This is a genomic window from Cellulomonas sp. C5510 (assembly GCF_019797765.1).
Taxonomy (GTDB): domain Bacteria; phylum Actinomycetota; class Actinomycetes; order Actinomycetales; family Cellulomonadaceae; genus Cellulomonas.
Window position 1 is genome coordinate 3603700 of record NZ_CP081862.1, and the last position, 23294, is coordinate 3626993.

The window sequence follows — 23294 nt, forward strand, 5'->3', positions numbered from 1 at the left end:
TCAGCGCCCCGCGGGCCGCCGGCTCGACCGGGAGACCCCGCGGGTCACGACGTAGACGACCCCGCCCACCGCCAGCAGCACCCCCGCGAGCGCCCAGTGCCCGGCCTCCTGCTGCGTGAGCAGCACCAGGCACGAGACGACCGCCAGGACGGGCACCGCCGTCGGCGACCGGAAGTGGTCGTGCTCGACCCGCTCGCGCCGCAGCACCAGCACCGCGACGTTCGTCGACAGGAACACGAACAGCAGGAGCAGCACGACGGTCGACGCGAGGTCGACCAGCTCGCCCGTGGTCGCGAGGACCACCGCGACGGCCGTCGTCACCGCGATCGCCACGCCGGGGGTGCGGCGCCCGGGCAGCACCCGGCCCAGCACGGAGGGCAGCAGCCCCTGCCGCGCCATGCCGTAGGCGAGGCGGCTGGCCATGATCATCGTCAGCAGCGCGCCGTTCGCCACGGCGACCAGCGCGACCACCGCGAAGAGCCCGGGCGGTACCGCCCCGGCCGCCCGCACCACCTCGAGCAGCGGGCCCGTCGACTCCGCGAGCTCGGCCGGGGGCACCACGGCCGGCGCGACGAAGCCGAGCAGCACGTACATCCCGCCCGCGGTGGCGAGGGCGCCGAACAGGGCCCGCGGGTAGACGCGCGACACGTCGCGGACCTCCTCGGCGAGGTTCGCCGAGGTCTCGAAGCCGACGAACGAGTAGAACGCGAGCAGTGCGCTGCCGAGCACCGCCAGCCACACGCACGAGCCGTCCGGTGCCGCGACCGCGCCGCCGAGGTCCGCGTCGCCGCGCCCGATGACCCAGGCCCCGAGGGCCACCACCAGCACGAGACCGGCGGACTCGACGACGGTCATGCCGACGTTGGCCCACAGGGACTCCTTGATGCCCCACGCGTTCACCAGCGCCACGACCAGCAGGAACACGACCGTGGCGGGCACCTGCGGGACGTCCAGGAACGCGGACAGGTACTCGCCGGTGAACGCGAGCGCGAGGCCGGCGGCGCTGACCACGCCGGCCGCGAGCATGCAGAACCCGACGAGGAACGCGACGAGCGGACTGCGGTAGGCCCGCTCGGCGAACACAGCCGACCCGCCGGCCTGCGGGTACTTCGTGACGAGCTCCGCGTACGAGAACGCGGTGAGCAGGGCCATCGCGAGCGCCACCCCGAAGGACAGCCACACCAGCCCGCCGGCCTGGCCGGCCATCTCCCCGATCAGCGCGTAGACGCCGGCGCCGAGGACGTCCCCGAGGATGAACAGGTACAGCAGCGGCCCGGTCACGGCCCGGCGCAGGCCGGTGCCGGAGGTCTCGCTCGTCGTGGGCGCGGTGGAGGTCACCCGCCCGAGTCTCCGGTGCCCGCCGCCGGAGCGCGCGTCGAGCGGTCGCGGGCCGGTCGCCCCGCCTCAGGCCGCGGGCGTGCCGCCCGTCCCGCTGCCGCTGCGCCCGCCCAGGCCCTGGACGAGCTCGACCAGGTCCAGACCCGTCTGGGCCTTGAGCAGCGTGGCGAGCTCCTGGACGCCGGTCGACACCTGCCCGGGCAGGCGGGACGCGCCGTCCTTGTCGATGACCGTGATGCCGTCGATCGACGCGAGCGCGTCGGCGTAGGGCTGCGCGACCTTCGGCAGCGCGTCGAGCACCATCTGGAGCCGCGCCGACTCGGGGAACGCCTGGTACGCGTCCGACTCGGCCTTGATCGCGGCGGCGCGGGCCTCGCCGCGGGCCTGCTCGGCGGCGGCCTCGGCCTCGCCGCGGGCCTGGATGCCGTCCGCCTCGGCCTTCGCGAGCGCGAGGGCGCCCTCGGCGCGGCGCTGCTGCTCGACGAGCGCGGCCTCCGCGCGGGCGCGGGCGGCGGACGCCTCGGCCTCCGCCTGCGCAGTGGTGCGCTGCGCCTCGGCCTCGTACTTGCGGATCGCGGCGGTCTTCGCGGCCTCCGCCTCCTGCTCCGCGGCGTACTTGCGGGCGTCGGCCTCCTGCTTGGCCTCGTACGTGCGGGCCTCGGCGGGCTTGCGGACCTCCGTCTGCAGCTCCTGCTCGCGCAGCGCGGCCCGCCGCTGGGCGACCTGCTCCTGCTGCTCGAGCACGCCCTGCTGCGCCTCGGCCTCCGCGCGCTCCTGGGCGGCCTCCGCGTCGGCGCGGGCCTTGGCGGTCTGCTGGGCGATCTCGGCGTTGCGCAGCGCGAGGGCCTTGTTGGACTCCGCGATCTGCACCGCCGCCTCGTTGGAGCGCTCGGTGCTCTCCTGCCGCGCCTGCGCCTCGGCGATCTCCGCGTCCCGGGCCACGGCGGCGGCGCGGGGGCGACCGAGGTTGCGGATGTAGTCGCCGGTGTCCTCGACGGTCTGGATCTCGAAGTTCTCCAGGACGAGGCCGCGCTCGGCGAGCATCGGCACGGCGATGTCCTTGACCTCCTTCGAGAACTCCTGCCGCTCGTAGAGGATCGACTCGACCGTGAGCGTGCCGGCGATGGTGCGGAGCACGCCGACGAGGACCTCGCTGGTCTGCTGCTCGATGACCTGCTCCTGGCTGCGGCCCGCGAACCGCTGCGCGGCCGCCCGCACCATGCGCTCCGTGCCCCCGACCTTCACCACGGCGATCGACCGGAGCGTGACGCCGACGCCGCTCTTGGTGGTGGCGTCCTCGGCGGTGACCGGGAAGCTCTGCGAGGCCAGCGACAGGCGCGCGACCTGCTCGAAGATCGGCTTGACGAACGTGCCGCCGCCGATGACGACCCGCTGGCCGGACAGGTCCGTCGTCTCGTCGCCCGTCTCCGGGTTGATGACCGGCGTCCCGCTCTTGCGGCCCGTGATGATGAGCGCCTCGTCGGGGGTGGCGATCTTGAACCGCACCTTGGCGTAGACCGCCCCGATGATCGCGAGCACGATCACCAGCACGACGGCGGCGGCGACGACCAGGACGGTTCCTGCGATCTCCATGGGGCTCCCTCGGGCGTGGCCGGTCGGCCGGGCGGGCGGGTGTGCTCCGACTGTAGAGGTCCGACCAGGTTCGTTCCCGGTGTTCCGAGCAGGATGGTGGCGGGGACGCGGCGTGCCCGTCGACGGCTGGGCGATCGCGGCCTGGTTCAGCATTCCGGCCGGGTCCCTCGACGGACTCAGCCCGCACGAGTGCCTCGCCGACCGCCACCGCGACACCGAGCCGGCGGACCAGCTCGCACGCAGCACCGCTCTCCGGCGGTCGGCGGCGTGACAGCGGCGGGACGTGACCGGACCGCAGCCGTGGCGTCAGCCTGCGCCGCTGACGGCGACGGTCACCACGGTGCGACCCGGGGTCGGCTGGCGCACTGCCGCTCTCGCGGCCGCGTCCTCGACCTGGTCCGAGGCCTGGACGGTGACGATCTTCTGGTCCGGGAACCAGGCGAGCATCAGCACCACCGCGTCCTGTTCGTACTCGGGAGGTCCGTACTGGTCTGCGTGCCCCACCCGCCACGCGTCCAGCGCCTCCTGCGGGGTGAGCTCGACCTCGTACACCGTCACAGTGCTCGCGACGGTGTCCGGCCCCATCCCCAGTCCCCAGGACGACTCCTGCGACACCTGGCCGAGCATCGTGGCGGGGACGGGCGAGTCGAGCATCGGTTCACCCTCCAGCGCCGCCAGACGAGGCGACGGCCCCCCACGCAACGCCATCCAGACCAGGGCCGCGAACCCGGCCGCGACCACGAGGAGGACCCCGCCGGTCACCCAGGGCCAGACCCGGCCCCTACGCCTCGCGCCGACGGCGGACATGCTCACGCGGTCCCGGGCCGGACGAGGTCGACGGAGCCGGACACCCGCAGGAAGCCGACGTCGAGCAGCGCGGACAGGGAGGTCGTCCCGTTGATCACGGGCGCCAGCAACGCCGCGAGACGTCGACGAGAAGAGCGGGTTCTCACAGGCTCCTCCACGATGAGCGACCTGCGGAGGAACCTAGAGGCCGAGTGATCGGCCGCGTGCGCGAACCGATCTGCTTCACCCGAACGGCGCGGTTCACGTCCCCATGCGGCATGAGAGAAGGCAGCTGGATGGCGCTCCTCGAGCTCGCCGGCTGACAACGAGACCGAGTGCGAGCACCCGGGGAGCCTCCCGTCGCACGCCGGCCCCGGGCACCGGCACCGCCCGGTCAGACCGCGCGCACCGACGCCCGCGCGTGCAGCGGCAGCGGCAGCCGGTGCACGACGCCGTCCTCGCCGGCCGGGCCGCCCTGCACCTGCTCGAGCAGCAGCTCGACGGCCCGCCGACCCAGGGCCTCGTGCGGGATCGCGAACGAGGTCAGCCCGGGCCGCAGCCACTCGGCCAGCGGGTAGTCGTCGAACGACACCACCGACACGTCGTCCGGCACCTCGAGGCCCGCCTCGCGCAGCGCCTGGTACGCGCCGAACGCGATGCGGTCGTTGAAGCACAGCAGCGCACCGGGCCGCGGGTGCGCGGCGAGCAGCTCCCGCGTCGCCGCGTAGCCGTGGGGCGGGAGCCAGTCCTCGCAGACGTGGCCCGAGGCGGGGGCCAGGCCGTGCGCGGCGAGCTCCGCGAGGATGCCGGCGAGGCGCTCCGTGCCCGCGACCGTGCCGGGGGCGACGTCGCCGGGGTGCGGGCCGCCGCCGACCAGGTGGATGTCCCGGTGCCCGGCCTCGACCAGCAGCCGCGCCGCCTGCCGGCCCGCCTGCTCCTCGTCGGGTATGACCGCGGGCATCGGCGTCGGCTCGGACGGCACCGTGTTGAGCAGCACCGTGGGGACGCGGCCGGTCTGCGGCGCGGGCCGGGTGCGGGTGAACATCGAGGCGAGCACGATGCCGTCCACCTGCCGGTCGAGCATGGCGTCGAGCAGCTGCTGCTCGGCCTCGTCGTCGCCCTCGGTCTCGCCGATGAACAGCAGGAACCCGTGCTCGCGCGCCGCCTCGATGGCGCCGCGGATCATGTCGCCGGCGAGCTGCGAGGTCGCGACGGTGTCGGAGATGAAGCCGAGGGTGCGGGTGGTGCCCTTGCGCAGCCCGATGGACACGATGTTGGGGCGGTAGCCCAGCTCCCCGGCGGCGGCGCGGACGCGGTCCTGGACGGCGCGCGAGATCCGCAGCTCGTCGCCGCGCCCCGACAGCGCCAGCGACGCGGTCGTCGACGACACCCCGGCGGCCCGCGCGACGTCCGCGAGCGTCACCCTGCGACCCACGTGCGTGTCCCTCCGTCGGCGCGATCCTAGCGGCGGCCGGTGGTCGCGGTGCCACACCCGCGACCGCCTGCGGGAGCAGCGCCTCCTGCGGGAACCGTGACGAATCCGTGACCCTCACCGGCTTGACGCGGGCGGCGTCCCCGACCGACAGTATGCGTGCTAAGTCGATTTAGCACCGGCCTCCGGGCCGCTCCTCGATGAAGGGAGACACCGGTGTCTCGAATGAGCACGAAGGGCCGGCGGGCCGCCGCAGCGACGTCGCTGTGCCTCGCGGGTCTGCTGGCCGTGACGGCGTGCAGCGCACCCGGCGGCGGCACCACCGACACGGACGACTCGGCGACCGGCGGGTCCGGCAGCGCGACCGGGGACGTCACCGCGACCTGCGGCACCGACCCGGTGACGCTCAGCGCGTACATCGAGACGGGCTTCCCCATGCCCAAGGACCTGTTCGACGAGTTCACGAAGCAGTACCCCAACGTGACGTTCGACGTCCGCGAGGACCAGTTCGCGGTCATCACCCAGAACGCCCCCCGCGTGCTGGCCGACGACCCGCCGGACCTCATGCGCCTGCCGCAGATGTCCGAGCTGGCGAAGGACGGCCTGCTGCTCGACCTCGACGGCTACGCGAGCTCGATGGGCTGGGACCAGTGGCCCGCCTCGCAGCTCGTCCAGCTGCGCGTCGACGACGACGGCGCCCGCGGCGAGGGCCCGCTGTACGGCATGGGCCTCGGGTTCTCCATGACGGGCGTGTTCTACAACAAGGACCTCGCGGCGCAGATCGGCGTCACGGAGCCCCCCGCCACGCTCGCCGAGCTCGACGACATGATGCAGAAGGCCAAGGACGCCGGCATCACGCCCGCCGCGCAGTTCAACGGCGGCGCCACCGGCGGCCTCGCGTTCCCGCTCCAGGGGCTCATGGCGTCCTACGGCGACACCACCGAGATCAACGACTGGATCTTCCAGCGGTCCGGCGCGACGATCGACACGGAGACCAACCTCCAGGCCGCCGAGCACCTGAAGTCGTGGATCGACGCCGGCTACTTCGCCGACGACATCAACTCCCTCGACTACTCGATGATGATGAGCCGGTTCATGGAGGGCGAGAGCCTCCTGATGTTCAACGGCGACTGGGAGTCGGGCAACCTCGACGCGCAGATGCCGGGCAAGGTCGGGTTCTTCCTCATGCCCCCGCTCGAGGAGGGCGGCGACCTCGGGGCGATGTCCGCGCCGCTGACCTTCGGGATCGGCGCGCAGGCGGAGCACCCGGACTGCGCGGCGTTCTTCTTCGACTGGGCGGCCACCAACGAGGAGGCCCGCACCATCCAGGTCGAGGTCGGCGGCTCGCACCCCCTGGGCCTGGCGGACGCGTTCATGCCGGAGGTCGACGCGGACTCCGTGACCGCGCAGACGCTGGCGGCCGGCGCGACCATCGGCGAGAAGGACGGCGCGATGGACTTCATCGCCAACGCCACCGGCGCGATCTACGCCAAGGGCTGGACGCCGAACCTGCAGAAGCTCGTCGCCGGCCAGCAGGACCCGGCCGGCATGCTCGCCGACGTGCAGAAGCAGTACGAGAGCGAGATCGGCGGCTGATGATGCAGATGCGGACGACCGGTCGTCCCGGTCTCCGCGAGGTGGCCGAGCAGCCGCACGGCCTGGACGACAGGCGCCGGGGCTGGGTCGCGCTCGCCCTCGTGGTGCCGGCCGCCGTGGTGTACGTGGTGTTCGTGCTGCGGCCCCTGGCGCTGACCGTGCAGTACTCGTTCTACGACTGGAACGGCATCTCCGCCGCCACGTGGGTCGGGATCGACAACTACACGCGCCTGTTCGGCGACTCCGAGATGTTCGGGTCGATCCTCAACGCGCTCCAGCTCATCATCTACTTCAGCTTCGTCCCGGTGCTGCTGGGCCTGCTGACGGCGGCGATCATCCGGAAGTTCGCCACCAGCCGCCTGGCGCTGGTGTCCCGGACCGTGCTGTTCCTGCCGCAGGTCATCCCCCTGGTGGCCGCGGGCATCATGTGGACCTGGCTGATGTCGTCCGACGGCCTCGTCAACCAGGTGCTGCGGGCGGTCGGCCTCGACTCGCTCACCCGGGCGTGGCTCGGCGACTTCCAGACCGCGCTGCCCGCGGTCGGCGTCATCGGCGCGTGGGTGGCGCTCGGCCTGTGCATGCTGCTGCTGCTCGCCGGCATGACGAAGATCGACCCCGCCCTCTACGAGGCCGCGCGCCTCGACGGCGCCGGCGCGGTCCGCGAGTTCTTCGCGATCACGCTGCCGAGCCTGCGCCAGGAGCTGGGCGTGTGCATCACCGTGACGGTGATCGCCGCGCTCGCCAGCTTCGACATCGTCTACATCTCCACGCAGGGCGGCCCCGGCAACGCCACGCTCGTCCCCGGCCTGGAGATCTACTACCTGGCGTTCTTCAGCCGGGAGGTCGGCCAGGCGTCCGCCCTCGCGGTGGCGTTCATGGTGCTCGTCCTCGCCATCGTGCTGCCGATCCAGCGCCTGACCCGGGAAGGTGACCGGTGATCGTCTCCCGCCGCGAGGCGTGGCTGAGCCGCGTCCTGCTGATCCTGCTGATGGTCATCACCATCGCCCCGTTCGTGAGCCTCTTCCTCACCGCGCTGCACCCGTCGGGCTCCTACCCCGCCGGCCTGTCGCTGCCCGAGCAGCCGCAGTGGCACAACTTCGTGGACGCGTTCCAGGCCGCGAACATGCGCGCGCTGCTGTGGTCGAGCGTGCTCATCGAGATCGGCACCGTCCCGCTGTCGCTGCTCATCGCGACGCTCGCGGGGTTCTCGCTCGGGCACCTGCGCCCGCCGGGGCACCGCTGGATCTTCCTGGCGTTCGTGCTCGGGCTGACCCTGCCGTTCCAGGGCGTGATCGTGCCGCTGTACTACCAGATGCGCGACCTCGGCCTGCTCAACACCCGGTGGGCGATCATCCTGCCGCTGCTCGGCCTGTACATGCCGTTCGCGGTGATGTGGATGCGGGCGCACTTCGTCAACATGCCGGAGGACCTGTCCGAGGCCGCGCGCATCGACGGTGCCGGCACGTGGCAGCTGTTCAGCCGCATCCACCTGCCGCTGTCCGCGCCCGCGCTCTCCTCCCTCGGGATCCTGCTGTTCCTGTGGACCTGGAACCAGTTCCTGCTGGCGGTGGTGCTCGTCGACGACCCGACCCAGCGCACGATGGCCGGCGCGCTCGGGGCGTTCCAGGGCCAGTGGGGCACCGACATCCCGCTGCTGTGCGCGGGCTCGCTGCTGATCCTCACGCCGACGCTCATCGTCTTCCTGGCGTTCCAGCGGCAGTTCGTCTCCGCGCTCATGCAGGGGGCGGTCAAGGGATGACGACGCTCTCCGAGCTGCGGCGGCCCCCCTTCGACCCCGAGATCGCCGCGGCGCTCACCGAGCACGCCTCGGACGTGGTCGTCGGGGTCCCGGAGGGCGGGATCGCGTCGCTGCACGCCCGCCACGTCGAGCCGGACCTCGGCCCGCTGGCGGCGCGGTACCGCATCGAGGAGATGACGGTGCCCGCCCCCCGGCCCGGCGGGACCGACGTGCCCGTGCTCGTGCTCCGGCCGCACGGAGCCGCCGCCCCGACGCCCGTGATCGTGCACCTGCACGGCGGCGGGCTCGTCACCGGCTCCGTGCGGGACAACGTGCTCGACGCCTGCGAGCTCGCCGACGAGGTCGGCGCGGCCGTGGTGTCGGTGGACTACCGGCTGGCCCCGGCGCACCCGTACCCGGCGGCGCTCGACGACGCCTACGCGGCCCTGGAGTGGGTCGTCGCCCAGGCCGGGGCGCTCGGCATCGACCCCGGGCGGGTCCTGCTCGGCGGCATCAGCGCGGGCGGCGGCCTCGCGGCGGCCACCGCTCTCGCCGCCCGCGACCGCGGCGGCCCGGTGCTCGCGGGTCAGCTGCTGGTGTGCCCGATGCTCGACGACCGCGACGGCGACGGCTCCCCCGCGCAGATGCGCGGCCACGGCTCCTGGGACGCCGACGCGAACCGGGAGGCCTGGCGCGCCTACCTCGGCGACGCGCAGGGCGGGGACGACGTCCCGGCCACCGCCGCACCCGCGCGGGCCGCCGACCTCTCCGGCCTGCCCCCGACGTTCGTCGACGTCGGCTCGGCCGAGACGTTCCGGGACGAGTGCGTCGCGTACGCGTCCCGCATCTGGGCGGCCGGCGGCGACGCCGAGCTGCACGTCTGGCCGGGCGGCTGCCATGCCTTCGACGTGTTCGTCCCGGGCGCCGCCCTGTCGCAGGCCTCCCGCGCCGCCCGGCGCGCGTGGGTGCGCCGGCTGCTCGGGCCCCGCGGGTCCGAGGGGCAGGCGCCGCCCGCGGCCTCCCCGACCCTGTGAGACCGGCGGCGACGCCGCCCCGACCCGCCCGGCCGCGCCGGGCGGACCGACCGGAGAAGAGATCCCCGTGACCGACCACGCCGCCCCCGTCCCCGCTGCACCGGCCGCGCCCGCCGTGCGGACCGGCCCGCAGCTCATCGCCTACGCCGACCGGATCGGCGGGGACGTCGCCCGGCTGGCCGCGCTGCTGGACGGCCCGCTGGCCGGCGCCTTCGACGGCGTGCACGTGCTGCCCTTCTTCACGCCGTTCGACGGCACCGACGCGGGGTTCGACCCGCGCGACCACACCGTCGTCGACCCGCGCCTCGGCACCTGGGACGACGTGCGCCGCCTCGCGGACGGCCGCACCGTCATGGCCGACGTCATCGTCAACCACGTCTCGGCGGAGTCCGCGCAGTTCCAGGACGTCCGGGAGCGCGGGGACGCGTCTCCGTGGGCGCCGATGTTCCTCACGCTCGGGTCGGTGTTCCCGGACGGAGCCACGGAGGAGGACCTCGCCCGCATCTACCGCCCGCGCCCCGGGCTGCCGTTCACCGCGATGACGCTCGGCGGCGAGCGGCGCCTGGTGTGGACGACGTTCACACCGGACCAGGTCGACATCGACCTGCGGACGGCGCAGGCCTGGGACTACCTCACGTCCGTCGTCGACGCCCTCACGTCCGGCGGGGTGACCATGCTGCGGCTCGACGCCGTCGGGTACACCGGCAAGGAGGCGGGCACCGACTGCTTCATGACGCCCGCGACCGCCGAGTACACGCGTCGCGTCGTCGAGCACGCGCACGCCCGCGGTGCCCAGGTGCTGGTCGAGGTGCACGGCCACTACCTGCAGCAGGTCGAGATCGCGCAGACCGTCGACCTCGTCTACGACTTCGCGCTGCCGCCGCTGGTGCTGCACGCGCTGACCACCGGGGACCTGGGCCCCCTCGGTCGCTGGCTCGGGATCCGCCCGGCGAACGCCGTCACCGTGCTCGACACGCACGACGGGATCGGCATCGTCGACGTCGGCCCCAGCGACCTGCGCCCCGGGGAGCCGGGCCTGCTGCCGCCCGCGGACATCGACGCGCTCGTCGAGCGCATCCACGACAACAGCGGCGGCACCAGCCGGCAGGCCACCGGCGCGGCCGCGTCCAACCTCGACCTCTACCAGGTCAACTGCACGTTCTACGACGCGCTGGGCCGCGACGACCGCCGCTACGTCCTCGCGCGCCTGGTCCAGCTGTTCGTGCCCGGCATCCCGCAGGTGTACTACGTGGGTCTGCTCGCCGGGGAGAACGACATGGACCTGCTCGCCGCGACCGGCGTCGGGCGGGACGTCAACCGGCACCGGTACACCGACGACGAGGTCACGGCAGCGCTCGACCGGCCCGCGGTCCGCGCCCAGCTCGAGGCGCTGCGGCTGCGCACCACGCACCCGGCGTTCCGGGGGACGTTCCACCACGAGGTGTCCGGCAGGTCGGCGCGGTTGCGGTGGACCTCCGGCACCGACGCCGCCGAGCTGGAGCTGGACGCGGCCGCCGGCACCTTCACCGTGCGCACCACCACCGGCGGCGCCTCCCGCACCGTGCTCACGGACGCCGACGTGGTCCCGCGCCCCGCCTGACGGGACCTGCCCGCGGGGCAGGGGTGAACACCCAGCCACGCGGCATCCGCCGCGGCTACGGTGGCGCCCGAGGAGGTCCCCATGGCCACGATGCGGCACCAGGAGCACCGACCGGTCGAGGAGAGACGCGAGCAGCTGCTCGAGGCTGCCTCGGCCCTGGCGCGTGACGGCGGGCTCGCCGCCGTGACCACCCGGACGGTCACCCAGCTGGCGGGCCTCGCCCACGGTGCGTTCCACTACTGCTTCGCCTCGCGGGGCGATCTCGTGGAGGCCCTGCTGGAGCGCGAGGTGCTGGCGGTGCTGCAGCTGGCCGGCGACACCGGGTTCGCGCAGCCCGACCCCCTCGCCGCGATCCGCGGCGCGCTCGAGGGGTTCCTGCGGGCGGTGCGGTCCGACCCGGACCGCCACCTGCTCCTCTACGAGCTCGCGGTGACGGTCGCCCGGCACGCCCCGGCGCGGGCGAGCCGGAGCCGCGCCGAGACGGATCGCGCCGTGGGAGACCTCGTCGCGCGCTGGAGCCACCGGGTGCGCCTGTCCTGGGCGGTCCCCATCGACGCCCTGGCCGGCGCCTTCACGTCGGCCGTCGCCGGCCTGGGGATGCTGTGGCTGAGCACCCGGGACGAGGCGGCGGTCGGTGCCGCGGCGGACGCGGCGGCGCTGGCCCTGGCGTCGCTGTGCATCCCCGGCCCGCCGGACGGCGCGGCCGACCCGGCGGCGGGCAGGGCGGCCGACCGGGCGATGGACGGGGCGGCCGCCTGACCCGCCCCGCCCGTCCGCGCCCGGGTGCGGTCAGACCCGGAACACCGCGGCGTCGCCGCGCAGCGCCTCGGCCATCCGCGCGAGCTCGCCGACCGCCTGGTCGACCTGGTTCAGCGCCTGGTTCGCGGAGTCCGCCTGCTGCGCGACGCCGCTGATGGTCTGCGCGATCTCGCCCGATCCGGTCGCCGCCTCCGCGACCGAGCGCGAGATCTCCGCCGTGGTGGCGGTCTGCTCCTCGACCGCGCTCGCGATCGTCGTCTGGTAGTCGTTGATCGCCCCGACCGTCTCGGAGATCTCGCCGATCGCGGCGACAGCGCCCGTGGTGTCCGTCTGGATGCGGTCGATGCGGCGGGCGATGTCCTCGGTGGCCCGCGCGGTCTCCTGCGCGAGCTCCTTGACCTCGCCGGCGACGACCGCGAAGCCCTTGCCCGCCTCACCCGCGCGGGCGGACTCGATCGTCGCGTTGAGCGCCAGCAGGTTCGTCTGCTCGGCGATGCTCGTGATGACCTTGATGATGGTGCCGATCTCCTGGCTGGACTCCCCGAGCCGCTTCACCTGGTCGGTGGTGGTCTGCGCGACCTGCGTCGCGGACGCCGCGACCTTCGCGGCCTCCGACGCGTTCTGGGCGATCTCCCGGATGCTCGCGCCCATCTGCTCCGCGCCGGCCGCCACGGTCTGCACGCTGCGCGAGACCTGCTCGGCGGAGGCCGCGACCGAGCCGGCCTGGGTCGCCGTCTCCTGCGAGGACGCCGAAACCTGGGTCGAGGACGCCGAGAGCTGCTCGGTCGCCGCGGCCACCGTCTGCGCGGCCTCGACCACCCGGGAGATCGTCCCGCGGAGCTGCGCCTGGGCGGTGGCGAGCGCCGAGGCCATCTGCCCGACCTCGTCGCCGGACACCACCCGCGGGGCGACGGTCAGGTCGCCCTCGGCGATCGCGACCAGCGAGGCCTGGACCGACCGCAGCCCGGCGAGCACCTGGCGGAGCACCAGCACCGCGACCAGGCCCACCGCGGCGAGCGCGACGACCAGCACCACCCACACCACCAGGACGGACTGCCGGACGATCTCCGTGCCGTTCTCGGCGATGTCCTGGGCCTGCGACCCGGCGAGGTCGGACGCCTCGTCGATCAGGCCGTCCGTAGCCCGGCCGGCGTCGCGGAGCTCGCCGTTCGCGAAGGCGGCGGCTCGCGGGTCACCCGCCTGGACCAGCGGCAGGAACTGCTGCTGGCCGACCTCGTCGTAGGCGGCGATCGACGCCACGATCGCGCCGGCGTCGTCGCCCAGCACCCGCGCCAGCTCCTGCACGGCGGTGTCGACCTCCTGGCGCCTCTCCTCGACGTCGGCGAGCGAGGCCGCCTGCTCCTCCCCCTCCTGCATCGCGAGCCGCAGGTACCCGAGCCGCAGCGAGGTGAACGACCGCTGCAGGTCCGCGACCGCGACCAGCGGCACCACGCCCTCGCGGTTCATCTGCTCCTGGCTGTGCGACATCGCCAGCAGCCGCGTCGTCGAGACGCCCGCCAGCACGACGGCGACCAGCGCCAGCAGGGCGAGGCTGCCGCCGAGCTTGACCGCGAGCGGCAAGCCGGCGAGTCCGCGACGGCGTGGCTCGCGGGGGGGATCGGCGGGCTGCTCGGGCATGTCTGCTCCTTCGGAGGCGAGTTGGACACCCGGCCCATTCGGCAGCGGCCGACCGAACTGCGAGTTTTCGCCGAGCGATCTGCACAGACGCACACGATCGGCCCACGGCCGACCGGCGCCGTCACCCGTCCGGGGTTCCGACCACTCCGTCGTGGCCCGCCGAACGGGTGACGGTGTGCGGTGCGCCGCACCGACGCAGCGGGGGTCGGCGGGCGACACCGCTGCGGGACGCGGCCGGGCGACGCCGCTCCGGGACCTCGCGGTGGGGGACGGACCTCAGAGCGCGTCGAGAGCCGCGTGCTCGTGGCGCAGCAGCGGCAGGACGACCCCGTGCTTGGTGTTCGGCTCCAGCTCCAGGTCGCCGTCGGGCACCGGGCGCCAGTCGCCCGACCGGAGGTCGGTGGTCGTCAGCGCGCGGTAACCCTGCGGCAGCTCCGGGTACCGGTCGACCCACAGGTACCACCGGTGCTCGTGGTGCGCCCGGAACACGAGCGGCCCCTCGACGTGCGAGCCGAGGTCGGCGCCGATGTTCCGGGCCACCGTCACGAAGTCGTCCGCGAAGAACGAGGAGCCCACCTGGTGGAACACACCCCAGGAGCCGGGCGCGTCGTCGTCCTGCTTGGCGAACCGGTGCACGGCGTCGCCGGTGACGTGCACCGTCATGTCGATGACGCCGACGGGCAGCTCGAGGTACGTGCGCGGCTCGGTGAACGTCCGGAAGTCGCGGGTGCGGGCCACCATGATCCGGGCCGGGCCGGTCTCACGGCCGGGACCGTCCCCGCGGCCGCCCGCCGGGCCGTCGTCGAGGCCCGACGACCAGTGCACCAGGTAGTCGCCGGACACCGGGTCGTAGACGGCCTCCGGTGCCCACGCCATCCCCGCGGACGGCGGCGCGACGGTGACGTACCGCGGCTCCGACCACGAGAGCAGGTCCGGCGAGTCCCACACCACGAGGTCGCGGCTCCCGCGGTGCCGGTACGCCCACCAGTCCGGTCCCTCCGGCCGCCAGACGCGCAGGTCCGTCGCGACCAGGTGGAAGCCGTCGGGCCCGCGCACCAGGTGCGGGTCGCGGACACCGGCCGTCCCGCCGGTGGACTCGAGCACCGCCTCGCCGCCGTGGAGCCGCCGCCAGCGCAGCGGGTCGTCGCCGACCGACAGGGAGAAGTAGATCTTCTCGGCGTGGCCCACCTGGTCCTCGACGAAGTGGACCAGCAGGTAGCCGTACGGCTCGGTCATGCGGGGCGCTCCTGTGCGTGCGGTCGCCCGGACCGCGGTGGCGGCCGGTACCCGGATCCTCCCAGGTCCGGCACCTCAGCCGTGGTGCCGGCAGGAGTCCCACACGCCGAGCAGGTACTGGATCCCCAGCGCCCGGTCGTACAGCCCGTAGCCGGGACGCGGCGGGTTCGTCGTGTTCTCGTCCCACAGGTGGCGGCCGTGGTCCGGCCGGACCCACCCCTCGTACCCCGCGTCGGCGTACGCCTTCATGATGCCGACGGTGTCGATCGACCCCTCGCACGCCCGGTGCGCGACCTCCACGAAGTCGCCGTTGGGGAAGTGCTTGATGTTGCGCACGTGGGAGAAGTGGATGCGGTCCACGAACGTGCGCACGGCGTCGACCGGGTCGGACCCCGGGTTCGAGCCGTAGGAGCCGAGGCACAGCGTCAACCCGTGGTACGGGGACGGGTGCAGGCCCAGCACCCGCTCGAGGTCCTGCTTCCGGGAGACGACACGGGGCCAGCCGAAGATGTCGAAGGCGGGGTCGTCCGGGTGGACCCCCAGCCGGACGTCGTACTCCTCGCACACCGGGATCACCGCGTCGAGGAAGTCGCGGTAGTGCGCGTACACGTCCTCCCGCGTGACGCCGACGTACGCCTCCTTCAGCTCCTGGAACGAGGCGAGCCTCTCCGGCTCCCAGCCGGGGAGGGTCAGACCGCCGCCCCCGAGGTCCATCGACGCGATCAACGACTCCGGCGTCATCCCGTCGACCACGGCCTTCTCGTAGAACAACGCCGTCGACCCGTCCGGCAGCGGGTGGAACATGTCCGTCCGGAGCCAGTCGAACACGGGCATGAAGTTGTAGCAGACCACCTTGACGCCGGCGCGCCCCAGCCGGGCGAGCGTCGTGCGGTAGTTCTCCAGGGCCTCGTCGCGGGACAGACCCAGGACGTCCTTGCCGAGCTTGATGGACTCGTGCACGTTGACCGACTCGACCACCGCCGCGTCGAAGGTCCGGGTGATGCCGCGGGCGCGGTGCTCGTCGGTCAGCCCGGTGATCGTGGCGACCTGCTCCGCGATCTCGTGCTCCTCCCACACCTCCCCGGCCTGCTTGTGGTGGAGGGACCAGACGATCGTCTCCACGCCGGGCACCTGGCGGATCTGGTCCAGCGTGACGGTGTCGTTGCCGTCGCCGTACCAGCGGAAGCCCATCTTCATGACTGCTGCGTCTCCTCGGAGGTCGTGTCGGGCCGGTGAGGGCCCGGGGGGTGGTGCAGGTGCCCGGTTCAGGAGAGCCGGGGCGCAGGCGCGTCCGCCGGGTCGTCCAGCCACACCGCGACAGTCCGGCGGACGGGGCGGCCGCGCGCCGGTTCGAACAGCTCGGGCATCCGGCGCCGGACGTGCGTGATGTCGTCGAACACCGTGCGCAGGTGGGCGCGCATGAGAGGTCGCGCGGCATCCGCGCCACCGGTGAGCAGCGCGTCGAGGACGCCCGCGTGCTCCTGCGTGAACCGGTGCAGGGACCGCTCGTGGATGCCGAGGCGGCGCGCCCGGTCGAGGTGCGCCTTCGCGGACACGACCGCCGGCCACGTGCCCTCGTGGCCCGCCAGGCGGAGCAGCCCCTGGTGGAACTCCTCGTCGAGCACGAAGAACGCCTGCGGGTCGGACTCCGCTCGCTCCTGCTCCACGAGGTTGGCCCGCAGCACCGCGACGAGGGCCGGGTCGGGCTCCGTCGGCACGTCGTCGAGCGAGGCCAGCTCGACCGCCTCCCGCACGAACTGCGCGTCCGCCACGCGGCCGGCGTCCACGCGGGCGACGAACGACCCGATCTTGGGGAAGACCTGCACCAGGTCGTCCTGCGCCAGCATGATCAGCGCCTCGCGCACCGGCGTCCGCGAGACGCCCAGCTCGGCGGCGAGCTCGTTCTCGGACAACGGCGCTCCGGGGGGCAGCTCGAGGCCGACCACGCGCCGGCGCAGCTCCTCGTACACCGCCAGCCTGCTCGTCCCCCCGTGCCGCCGCGCGGCCGCCGCGGTGGCCGTCACGTGAGCACCGCGGTCATGTCGATGCTCGTGACGTGCCACCGGCCGAGGTTGGCGACGAGCGCCTCGGTACCGCGGAAGACGAGGTTGGTGGGGTTGGACAGGACGTGGCCGATGGGGTCCTCGTACACGGGCGTCACGTCACCCCCCTCCTCCAGCCGGAGGACGACCGACGGGTAGTAGCAGGCGACGTAGAGCCGACCGTCCGGTCCCACGGCGAGACCGTCCGGGACGCGGCGGCCGAGCTCCCACACCCGCTCGACCGCGCCTGCTGACCCGTCGGGGAGGACCTGCACCCGGCTCACCGCGCAGGCTGCCGACTCCGCGACGTACAGCCAGCGGCCGTCGGGGGACAGCGCGACGCCGTTGGCGAAGTGGAAGGGTCCGTCGCACCACAGCCCGGGGCGCCCCTGCGGGTCGATCCGGTACACGCCGCCACCGGGACGGACCGCGTCGCCGTCGCTGTCCGAGAAGTACACGGTGCCGTCGTCCGCGACCTCGAGGGCGTTCGGGTAGACGAGGGGGCGGTCGCCGACCCGGCCGTCGACGACCACCTCGACCGGCCCCCCTGCGGCCACGTCCAGCGAGCGGACCTGGCGGCGGACCGCGTCGAGCCAGAGCACCCGGCGTCCCGGCGCGAACCGCACCCCGAGCGTGAAGCCGCCGGGGTTCTGGTCCACCAGGCGGATCGACCCGGCGTCGAGGTCGATCCGGTAGAGCTGGCCGGCCTCGCCCCCGCACCACAGGCTCCCGTCGACGGGGTCGAGGTCGAGCCCTTCCGCGTGGTCCAGGACCGGGTCGGTGCGGAAGCCGTCGAACAGCACGTGCGCAGCGGACCCGGGCAGCAGGGGGGCGGCGTCAGATCGGTTCACGGTCGGCCTCCTCAGGCGGTGGCGAGGCGGGAGCGGCGGACGCGCGGCTTCCCGGCCGAGACGGACAGCAGCAGGATGCTGACGAGGAACGCACCCATCACCAGCTGCTTGACGCCCGAGGGCAGGTGGTACGTGCTCTCGGCGGTGTTGAGGAACGACGACATCAAGGTCATCATCAGCGCGCCCACGGCGACACCGAGGACGTTCGAGCGCCCGCCCGACGCGGCGGTGCCGCCGACGAACGTCGCGGCGACCGACGGCAGGAAGTACGCGAGCCCCATGTCCTGGAACGCTCCGCCCATGACGGCGGCCGCGAGCACGCCCGCGAGCCCGCACAGCGCGCCCCCGATCACGAAGGCCGTCACGACGACCCGGCGCGACGGCAGACCGGCCAGCGTCGCCGCCGTGCGGTTCTGACCGACCGCGTGGAGCTGCTTGCCGTACGGCGAGCGGTAGAGCAGGACGCCGAGCCCTGCCGCCACGACGACGACGACGAGGGTCTGCACCGACACCGGACCGACGTCCCGCGTCACGAACCGCACGAAGCCGGGATCCGGCAGCACCTTCATGTGCGCGGAGCCCACGAGCACCGCGGTGAAGAAGATGTAGCCGGTGGCGAGCGTCGCCACCATCGCCGGGACGCGGACCACGACGTTGACGAGGCCGTTGACGAGCCCGCACAACGCGCCGAGCAGCACGGCGAGCACGAAGCCGAGCACGGGGTCGGCGTCCATGAGCGTGGTGGAGGCGAACGCGCAGAGGGTGAGGATGTAGATCTGCGAGAGGTCGATGGCACCGTCCCCGCTGGTGACGACGACCATCTGCGCGAGGCCCAGCAGCGCGGCGAAGGTCGCGAGGCGGGCACCGGTGAAGACGACCGTCGGGTCGAAGCTGCCGGTCACGCCTCCGATCAGCAGGTAGAACAGCAGCGCCCCGAGGATCGGCCAGGCAGCGGGGTGCCGTCGCAGGTAGTCCGTTGCGCGGGTCATGCGGTCACGCCCTTCCGACGGGTGACGAGCCGGGAGGCCAGGACCGCGATGATGATCAGCCCGGTCACGGCCATCTGGAAGTTGGAGTCGACCTGCACGAAGACGAGCAGGGACGTGATGAGCGACATGGCGACCCCGGCTGCGACGACGCCGACCGGCTCGACGAACCCGCCCGCCATCTCGCAGCCTCCGACGATCACGGTGGCGATGCTCATCATGCAGAAGGCCGTGGCGCTGTTGGCGTCGGATGCGTAGGTCACGGCGGTGAAGGCCGTGCCGGCGAGCGCCACCATGACGCCCGCCAGGGCGTAGGCCGTCATCTTGCCGAGCAGGTACGACCATCCGGAGCGTTCGACCGCGTCCCGGTTGTTGCCGATCGCGCGCAGGACCATGCCGTACCGCCACCGGAACAGCAGGTACCAGGCGGCTGCGCCGGCGAGGACGCAGATCACCGCGGCCATGGGCACCGGGCCGAGCTGGGTCTGGTAGAGAGAGCTGAGCCACACGGGGCTCGTCCCCCCGGGGAGCGGCGAGACGATCAGCGCCACGCCGAGCCAGACGAACTGCGCGCCCAGCGTCACGACGATGGCCGGCAGCCGACGCAGGTGGATCAGCGCACCCATGGCGGCGTAGGCGCCGACCAGGAGCAGCAGGCTCACGAGCCCCACGAGCGCGCTACCGCTCAGCACCACCGCGACGAGGACGTTGGCCAGCCCGATCGAGTAGCCGTTGCCCATGTCGATGTCGCCGGCGACCACCAGGAACATCTGGCCGAGCGAGGCGAGCACCAGCGGGACGGCCGTGCCGAGCAGCAGGTGGGTGCTGCCGGCGGACAGGACGTTCGGGTTGACCGCGACGGTCAGCCCGTAGATCACCAGCATGGCGACGAGCGGGAGCAGCAGCCGCGAACCGAGCAGCCGGCGCCACGGGGCCTGCCGGCGCTCGACGACCTCGCCGTGCTCGACCTCGGTGAACGACGCCGCGACGATGTTCTGGACGGTGACGTCGTCGCCGCCCAGCTCCTGCGCGACCCGGCCGTCCCGCATGACGTAGACACGGTCGCAGATCTCCATCTCGAGGTCCTCGGTGCTGTGCAGGAGCACTGCGCGCCCGGCAGCCTTGACCTCGGCGAGCAGGCCGTAGATCTCCTGCTTGGTCTCGATGTCGACGCCGGCGGTCGGGTCGTTGAGCAGGACCACGTCGGCTCCCGAGGCCAGCCCCCGGGCGATCAGGGCCTTCTGCTGGTTGCCTCCCGACAGCGCGGTGATGGGGCTGTCGACCCCCTCGGCGCGGAACCGCAGGCGGTCGAACCACCCGCCGGCCACCTCCCGGGACCGGGACCGGCTGAGCAGCCCGTGGCGGGTGACGCCCCGCAGGTTCGAGACGAGGATGTTGTCGAGGATGCTCCACAGCGGGAACACGCCCTCCCGGGCGCGGTCGCCGCTGACGTACGCGACCCGGCCGTCCACCCGCAGCCCGCGGGGCCCGCGGCGCCGGGCGCGGAACACCTCGTGGAGCAGGGCCGTCTGCCCGCCTCCGACGAGCCCCGACACGCCGACGATCTCGCCGCCCCGGACGCTCAGGTGGATGTCGTGCAGCTCGGCCGTGGAGAACCCCTCGGCGGCGACCAGCACCGGGCCGAGGTCGGCCGCGACGTCGCCCGCGCGGGCCGCCCGCTCCCGCACCTCCCCGCCCATCAGCGCGACGAGCTCGGCGGGGGTCGTGGTGGCGGGGTCGAGCTCCCCCTGGTCACAGCCGTTCTTGAGCAGCACGATGCGGTGCGAGATCCGCGAGATCTCGTCGAGCTTGTGCGAGATGTAGACCACGGCCACACCCCGGGAGGACACCTCCGCGACCGCGGCGTGGAGCTGGTCGGCGCGGTTGGCCGACAGCGCCGAGGTCGGCTCGTCGAGCACGAGCAGACCCAGCCCCGGTGTCATGAGCGCCTTGCAGATCTCGACGATCTGGCGTTCGGCGAGGGTCAGGGACGCCACCTGCCGCGTCACGTCGATGCCGTTGCCGGGGAAGTAGTGGTCGAGCAGCTCACGCGCCGCGGCCTTCTGGTGCGCGCGCCAGCGGGGCGGCGCGAACGGCCCGTGCGGCATCGTCAGCATGGCGAAGTTCTCGTAGACCGCCAGGTTCGTGCAGACCGACAGGTCCTGGTAGGCGCAGGCGATGCCGAGCTCCGCGACCTCGCGCGCGGTGATCCGCTCGACCGCCCTCCCGTTGACCTGGATCTGCCCGCCGGTCGGCTCGTGCACCCCGGTGAGGACCTTCATGAGGGTGCTCTTGCCCGCCCCGTTCGGTCCCACGAGCCCCACGACCTCGCCGCGGCGGATCTCGAGACTCGCCCCGGACAGTGCCCGCGTGATGCCGAACGACTTGTCGATCCGGTCCAGCCGCAGCAGCGCGGCCGTCCCCGTGCGCGCGGGTGCGCCCACGGCCCGCTCGTCGATGGAGGAGTCCATCCGTCTGTGCCCTTCGTCCTGTGGTCGTGCCGGAGCGTGCCGGCGTCGTCGCCCGGCGGGCCGCTCACGCGAGCGGCCCGCCGGACGTGGTGCGGTCACGCGCAGGGGACGCGACCGGACCGTCTCACTGGTGGTAGAGGTTCTCCCGCACCCAGTCGCGGTCGTAGGTCGGCGTGGCCATGTCCTCGTCGGCGACGTCGGCGTACTGCGCGACGTCGTCCTGGGTGATGGTCGCGATCGGGTGGATCATCTCGTTGGGGATGTCGTAGCCGCCCGCGAGGATGTCCGCGGTGACGTACACGGCGGTCGCGCCGTCCCAGGGGTTGGCCGAGACGGAGAGCGTGTCGTAGCCCTCCGGCGCCTCGTTCGCCCACCACTTGAGGAAGAACCCTCGGTTGTCGCCGCCGATCACGGGCAGGTCCGCGCCGGCCTGCTGGAACGCCTGGACGGCGGCGTAGGAGTCGCCGCCCTGCGTGACGACCCCGTCGATCGAGCCGTACTGCTGGAGCAGGTTCGGCAGCACCGCCGCCAGCTCGGACTGCGCCTTCGACCCGGTCCAGTCCGTGTAGATCTCGGCGGCCACCGTGATGTCGGGGTAGGACTTCAGGGACTCCACGACGCCCTCGTGCGCCTTGGCGTCGAACGCGTCGCCCTCGGTGCCGCGCAGCTCGATCATCGTGCCCTTGCCGCCCATCCGGTCCGCGATGTAGTCGGTGAGCGTCTTCATCTGGGCGGTCGCGTCGAAGCTGATCTGGTACAGGTTGTCGGCGGACGCGTCGATGGGCCCGTCGTTGACGGTGATGACGGGGATCCCGGCATCCGTCGCCTGCTTGACCACGCCGGTCAGCGCCGTCGCCGAGCCCGGGTCGATGATGATCGCGTCGACGCCCTGGATGATGAAGCTCTGGATCTGCTGGATCTGCTTGTTGTTGTCCTGGTTGGCCTCGGCGAAGACGAGCTCCGTCGGCTCACCCGCGGCTGTCAGGGCGTCGGCGGCCTCCTGCGCGTAGGCCTCCATGGCCTGGCGGTAGGTGTTGCCGTTGAACGAGTTGCTGAAGCCGATCACGTGCGCGTCGCCGGAACCGGTGTCCCCGGTGCCCGACGCACCCGGCGTCGCGTCGCCGCCGGAGCACGCGGCGAGTGCGAGCGCCAGCGCGATCGGGGCCGTCGCGAGCGCGCCCTTGCGCATCCTGGTGACCATCTGTCCTCCTCATTGAGCGTGGTGCCGCCGGTTGCAGGTCCGGCGGAGGCGCCGTCCGCGGCGCACGGCGCGCCCCCGCCGAGGCACGCAAGGTGATGTATACATGGCTTGTATCCGGATGTCCAGGACGAAACCTGTCGACAAGCCGGCGGGCCCACGGCGCCGGACCCGGTGCGGCCCGGGGCGCGGACGGGCACCGGCAGGCGCAGCCGACCCCTCGGGCTCGGGCGCGTGCGCGGGGGTCCGGGCGGCCCGCTACTCCCAGACCGCGACGGACCGGCGCGTGGGACGCCCGGCGCTGGGCGCGAACAGCTCGGGGCTCCGCTCGCGGACGCGCTCGATGTCGTCGAACACCGCCCGCAGGTGGGAGCGCAGCAGCGGGACGGCGGCGCCGGGACCGGAGGCCAGCAGCGCGTCGAGCACGGCCGCGTGCTGCTCGGCGAAGACCTCGGGCGACCGGTTCTCCTCGAGGCCCAGCCGGCGCGCGCGGTCGAGGTGCGCCTTGGCGGCCACGACGGCGGGCCACGTGCCCTCGTGCCCCGCCAGCCGGAGGAGGCCCCGGTGGAACTCCTCGTCGAGCTGGAAGAACTCGTCGTTGTCGGTGCAGACGCGCTGCCGCGCGAGGTTGACGGTGAGCTCGCCCACCACCACGCGGTCCGGTTCGGCCGGGACGTCGGCCAGGGAGGCCAGCTCGACCGCCTCGCGCACGAACTGAGAGTCCGCGACGCGCCTCAGGTCCACGCGCGTGACGAACGAGCCCACCTTGGGGAAGACCTGCACCAGCCCGTCCTGGACCAGCATGATCATCGCCTCGCGCACGGGGGTCCGCGAGACCCCGAGGTCCGCGGCGATCTCGTTCTCGGAGACCGGGCTCCCCGGGGGGAGGGCCAGGGAGACCACCCGGCGACGCAGCTCGTCGTAGACGGTGCGTCGCGTGCTCCCGGAGGTCCGTGGCATGCGCCCGATCCTACGAGGCGGCCGCGCCCCCGCGCC

20 protein-coding genes are annotated in these 23294 nt (G+C 73.3%); 7 read left to right on the forward strand and 13 right to left on the reverse strand.

All coding sequences use genetic code 11. The annotated features are described in order from the left end of the window. Both K5O09_RS16580 and K5O09_RS16585 read right to left on the reverse strand, forming a co-directional pair. Positions 1-1338 (reverse strand): APC family permease, encoded by a 1338-nt coding sequence (locus tag K5O09_RS16580; RefSeq protein ID WP_222170563.1) that lies wholly within the window; start codon positions 1336-1338, stop codon positions 1-3. Positions 1339-1404: 66 nt separating this feature from the next. Next, a complete protein-coding gene (locus K5O09_RS16585) occupies positions 1405-2931 on the reverse strand; it encodes a flotillin family protein (RefSeq protein WP_222170565.1) in 1527 nt (508 codons plus the stop codon). 112 nt (positions 2932-3043) lie between these two features. Between K5O09_RS16585 and K5O09_RS16590 the strand changes: the two genes are divergently transcribed. After that, on the forward strand, positions 3044-3202 hold the full coding sequence (locus K5O09_RS16590) for a hypothetical protein (protein WP_222170566.1): 159 nt from the start codon (positions 3044-3046) through the stop codon (positions 3200-3202). Positions 3203-3237: 35 nt separating this feature from the next. Here the strand turns inward: K5O09_RS16590 and K5O09_RS16595 are convergent, their stop codons facing one another. Together K5O09_RS16595 and K5O09_RS16600 are read right to left on the reverse strand one after the other, a co-directional pair. Then, the gene (locus K5O09_RS16595) at positions 3238-3585 is read right to left on the reverse strand and encodes a hypothetical protein (RefSeq protein ID WP_222170568.1); all 348 of its coding nucleotides are present in this window, start codon (positions 3583-3585) and stop codon (positions 3238-3240) included. 526 nt (positions 3586-4111) lie between these two features. Continuing rightward, positions 4112-5152, reverse strand: a complete 1041-nt coding sequence (locus K5O09_RS16600; protein WP_222170569.1) for a LacI family DNA-binding transcriptional regulator — start codon at positions 5150-5152, stop codon at positions 4112-4114. A gap of 222 nt (positions 5153-5374) precedes the next feature. Here K5O09_RS16600 and K5O09_RS16605 point away from each other — a divergent pair, with 222 nt between their 5' ends. The 6 genes from K5O09_RS16605 (at position 5375) to K5O09_RS19465 (ending at position 11876) form a co-directional block, all read left to right on the forward strand. Beyond that, positions 5375-6745, forward strand: coding sequence for an ABC transporter substrate-binding protein (locus K5O09_RS16605; protein ID WP_222170570.1), 1371 nt, complete (start codon positions 5375-5377; stop codon positions 6743-6745). After that, positions 6745-7683, forward strand: coding sequence for a carbohydrate ABC transporter permease (locus K5O09_RS16610; RefSeq protein WP_222170572.1), 939 nt, complete (start codon positions 6745-6747; stop codon positions 7681-7683). The genes K5O09_RS16605 and K5O09_RS16610 overlap by 1 nt, the downstream gene beginning before the upstream one ends. Further along, positions 7680-8504, forward strand: a complete 825-nt coding sequence (locus K5O09_RS16615) for a carbohydrate ABC transporter permease (RefSeq protein WP_222170573.1) — start codon at positions 7680-7682, stop codon at positions 8502-8504. The genes K5O09_RS16610 and K5O09_RS16615 overlap by 4 nt, the downstream gene beginning before the upstream one ends. Further along, the gene (locus tag K5O09_RS16620) at positions 8501-9517 is read left to right on the forward strand and encodes an alpha/beta hydrolase (RefSeq protein ID WP_222170574.1); all 1017 of its coding nucleotides are present in this window, start codon (positions 8501-8503) and stop codon (positions 9515-9517) included. Before K5O09_RS16615 ends, K5O09_RS16620 begins: the two co-directional genes overlap by 4 nt. A gap of 67 nt (positions 9518-9584) precedes the next feature. Beyond that, a complete protein-coding gene (gene gtfA, locus K5O09_RS16625) occupies positions 9585-11117 on the forward strand; it encodes a sucrose phosphorylase (protein WP_255595812.1) in 1533 nt (510 codons plus the stop codon). An 81-nt stretch (positions 11118-11198) separates the two neighbouring features. After that, on the forward strand, positions 11199-11876 hold the full coding sequence (locus K5O09_RS19465) for a TetR/AcrR family transcriptional regulator (RefSeq protein ID WP_222170575.1): 678 nt from the start codon (positions 11199-11201) through the stop codon (positions 11874-11876). A 30-nt stretch (positions 11877-11906) separates the two neighbouring features. Here K5O09_RS19465 and K5O09_RS16635 read toward each other — a convergent pair whose 3' ends face one another. From K5O09_RS16635 to K5O09_RS16675, 9 genes are all read right to left on the reverse strand, one after another. Further along, the gene (locus K5O09_RS16635; RefSeq protein WP_222170576.1) at positions 11907-13514 is read right to left on the reverse strand and encodes a methyl-accepting chemotaxis protein; all 1608 of its coding nucleotides are present in this window, start codon (positions 13512-13514) and stop codon (positions 11907-11909) included. Positions 13515-13790: 276 nt separating this feature from the next. Beyond that, positions 13791-14750 (reverse strand): glycoside hydrolase family 43 protein, encoded by a 960-nt coding sequence (locus K5O09_RS16640; RefSeq protein WP_222170577.1) that lies wholly within the window; start codon positions 14748-14750, stop codon positions 13791-13793. Positions 14751-14825: 75 nt separating this feature from the next. Further along, positions 14826-15947 (reverse strand): mannonate dehydratase, encoded by a 1122-nt coding sequence (locus K5O09_RS16645; RefSeq protein WP_222170578.1) that lies wholly within the window; start codon positions 15945-15947, stop codon positions 14826-14828. 68 nt (positions 15948-16015) lie between these two features. After that, a complete protein-coding gene (locus K5O09_RS16650; RefSeq protein WP_222170579.1) occupies positions 16016-16774 on the reverse strand; it encodes a GntR family transcriptional regulator in 759 nt (252 codons plus the stop codon). Next, positions 16771-17643 carry an SMP-30/gluconolactonase/LRE family protein gene (locus K5O09_RS16655; protein WP_222170580.1) on the reverse strand — a complete coding sequence of 291 codons (873 nt, stop codon included), beginning with the start codon at positions 17641-17643 and terminating at the stop codon, positions 16771-16773. Before K5O09_RS16655 ends, K5O09_RS16650 begins: the two co-directional genes overlap by 4 nt. 11 nt (positions 17644-17654) lie before the next feature. Beyond that, positions 17655-18632, reverse strand: coding sequence for an ABC transporter permease (locus K5O09_RS16660; RefSeq protein WP_222170582.1), 978 nt, complete (start codon positions 18630-18632; stop codon positions 17655-17657). Further along, a complete protein-coding gene (locus K5O09_RS16665) occupies positions 18629-21100 on the reverse strand; it encodes an ATP-binding cassette domain-containing protein (protein ID WP_222170583.1) in 2472 nt (823 codons plus the stop codon). Before K5O09_RS16665 ends, K5O09_RS16660 begins: the two co-directional genes overlap by 4 nt. A gap of 124 nt (positions 21101-21224) precedes the next feature. After that, positions 21225-22301 carry a substrate-binding domain-containing protein gene (locus tag K5O09_RS16670; protein ID WP_222170584.1) on the reverse strand — a complete coding sequence of 359 codons (1077 nt, stop codon included), beginning with the start codon at positions 22299-22301 and terminating at the stop codon, positions 21225-21227. Between the two features lie 255 nt (positions 22302-22556). Next, on the reverse strand, positions 22557-23258 hold the full coding sequence (locus tag K5O09_RS16675) for a GntR family transcriptional regulator (protein ID WP_222170585.1): 702 nt from the start codon (positions 23256-23258) through the stop codon (positions 22557-22559). Positions 23259-23294 lie beyond the last annotated feature (36 nt).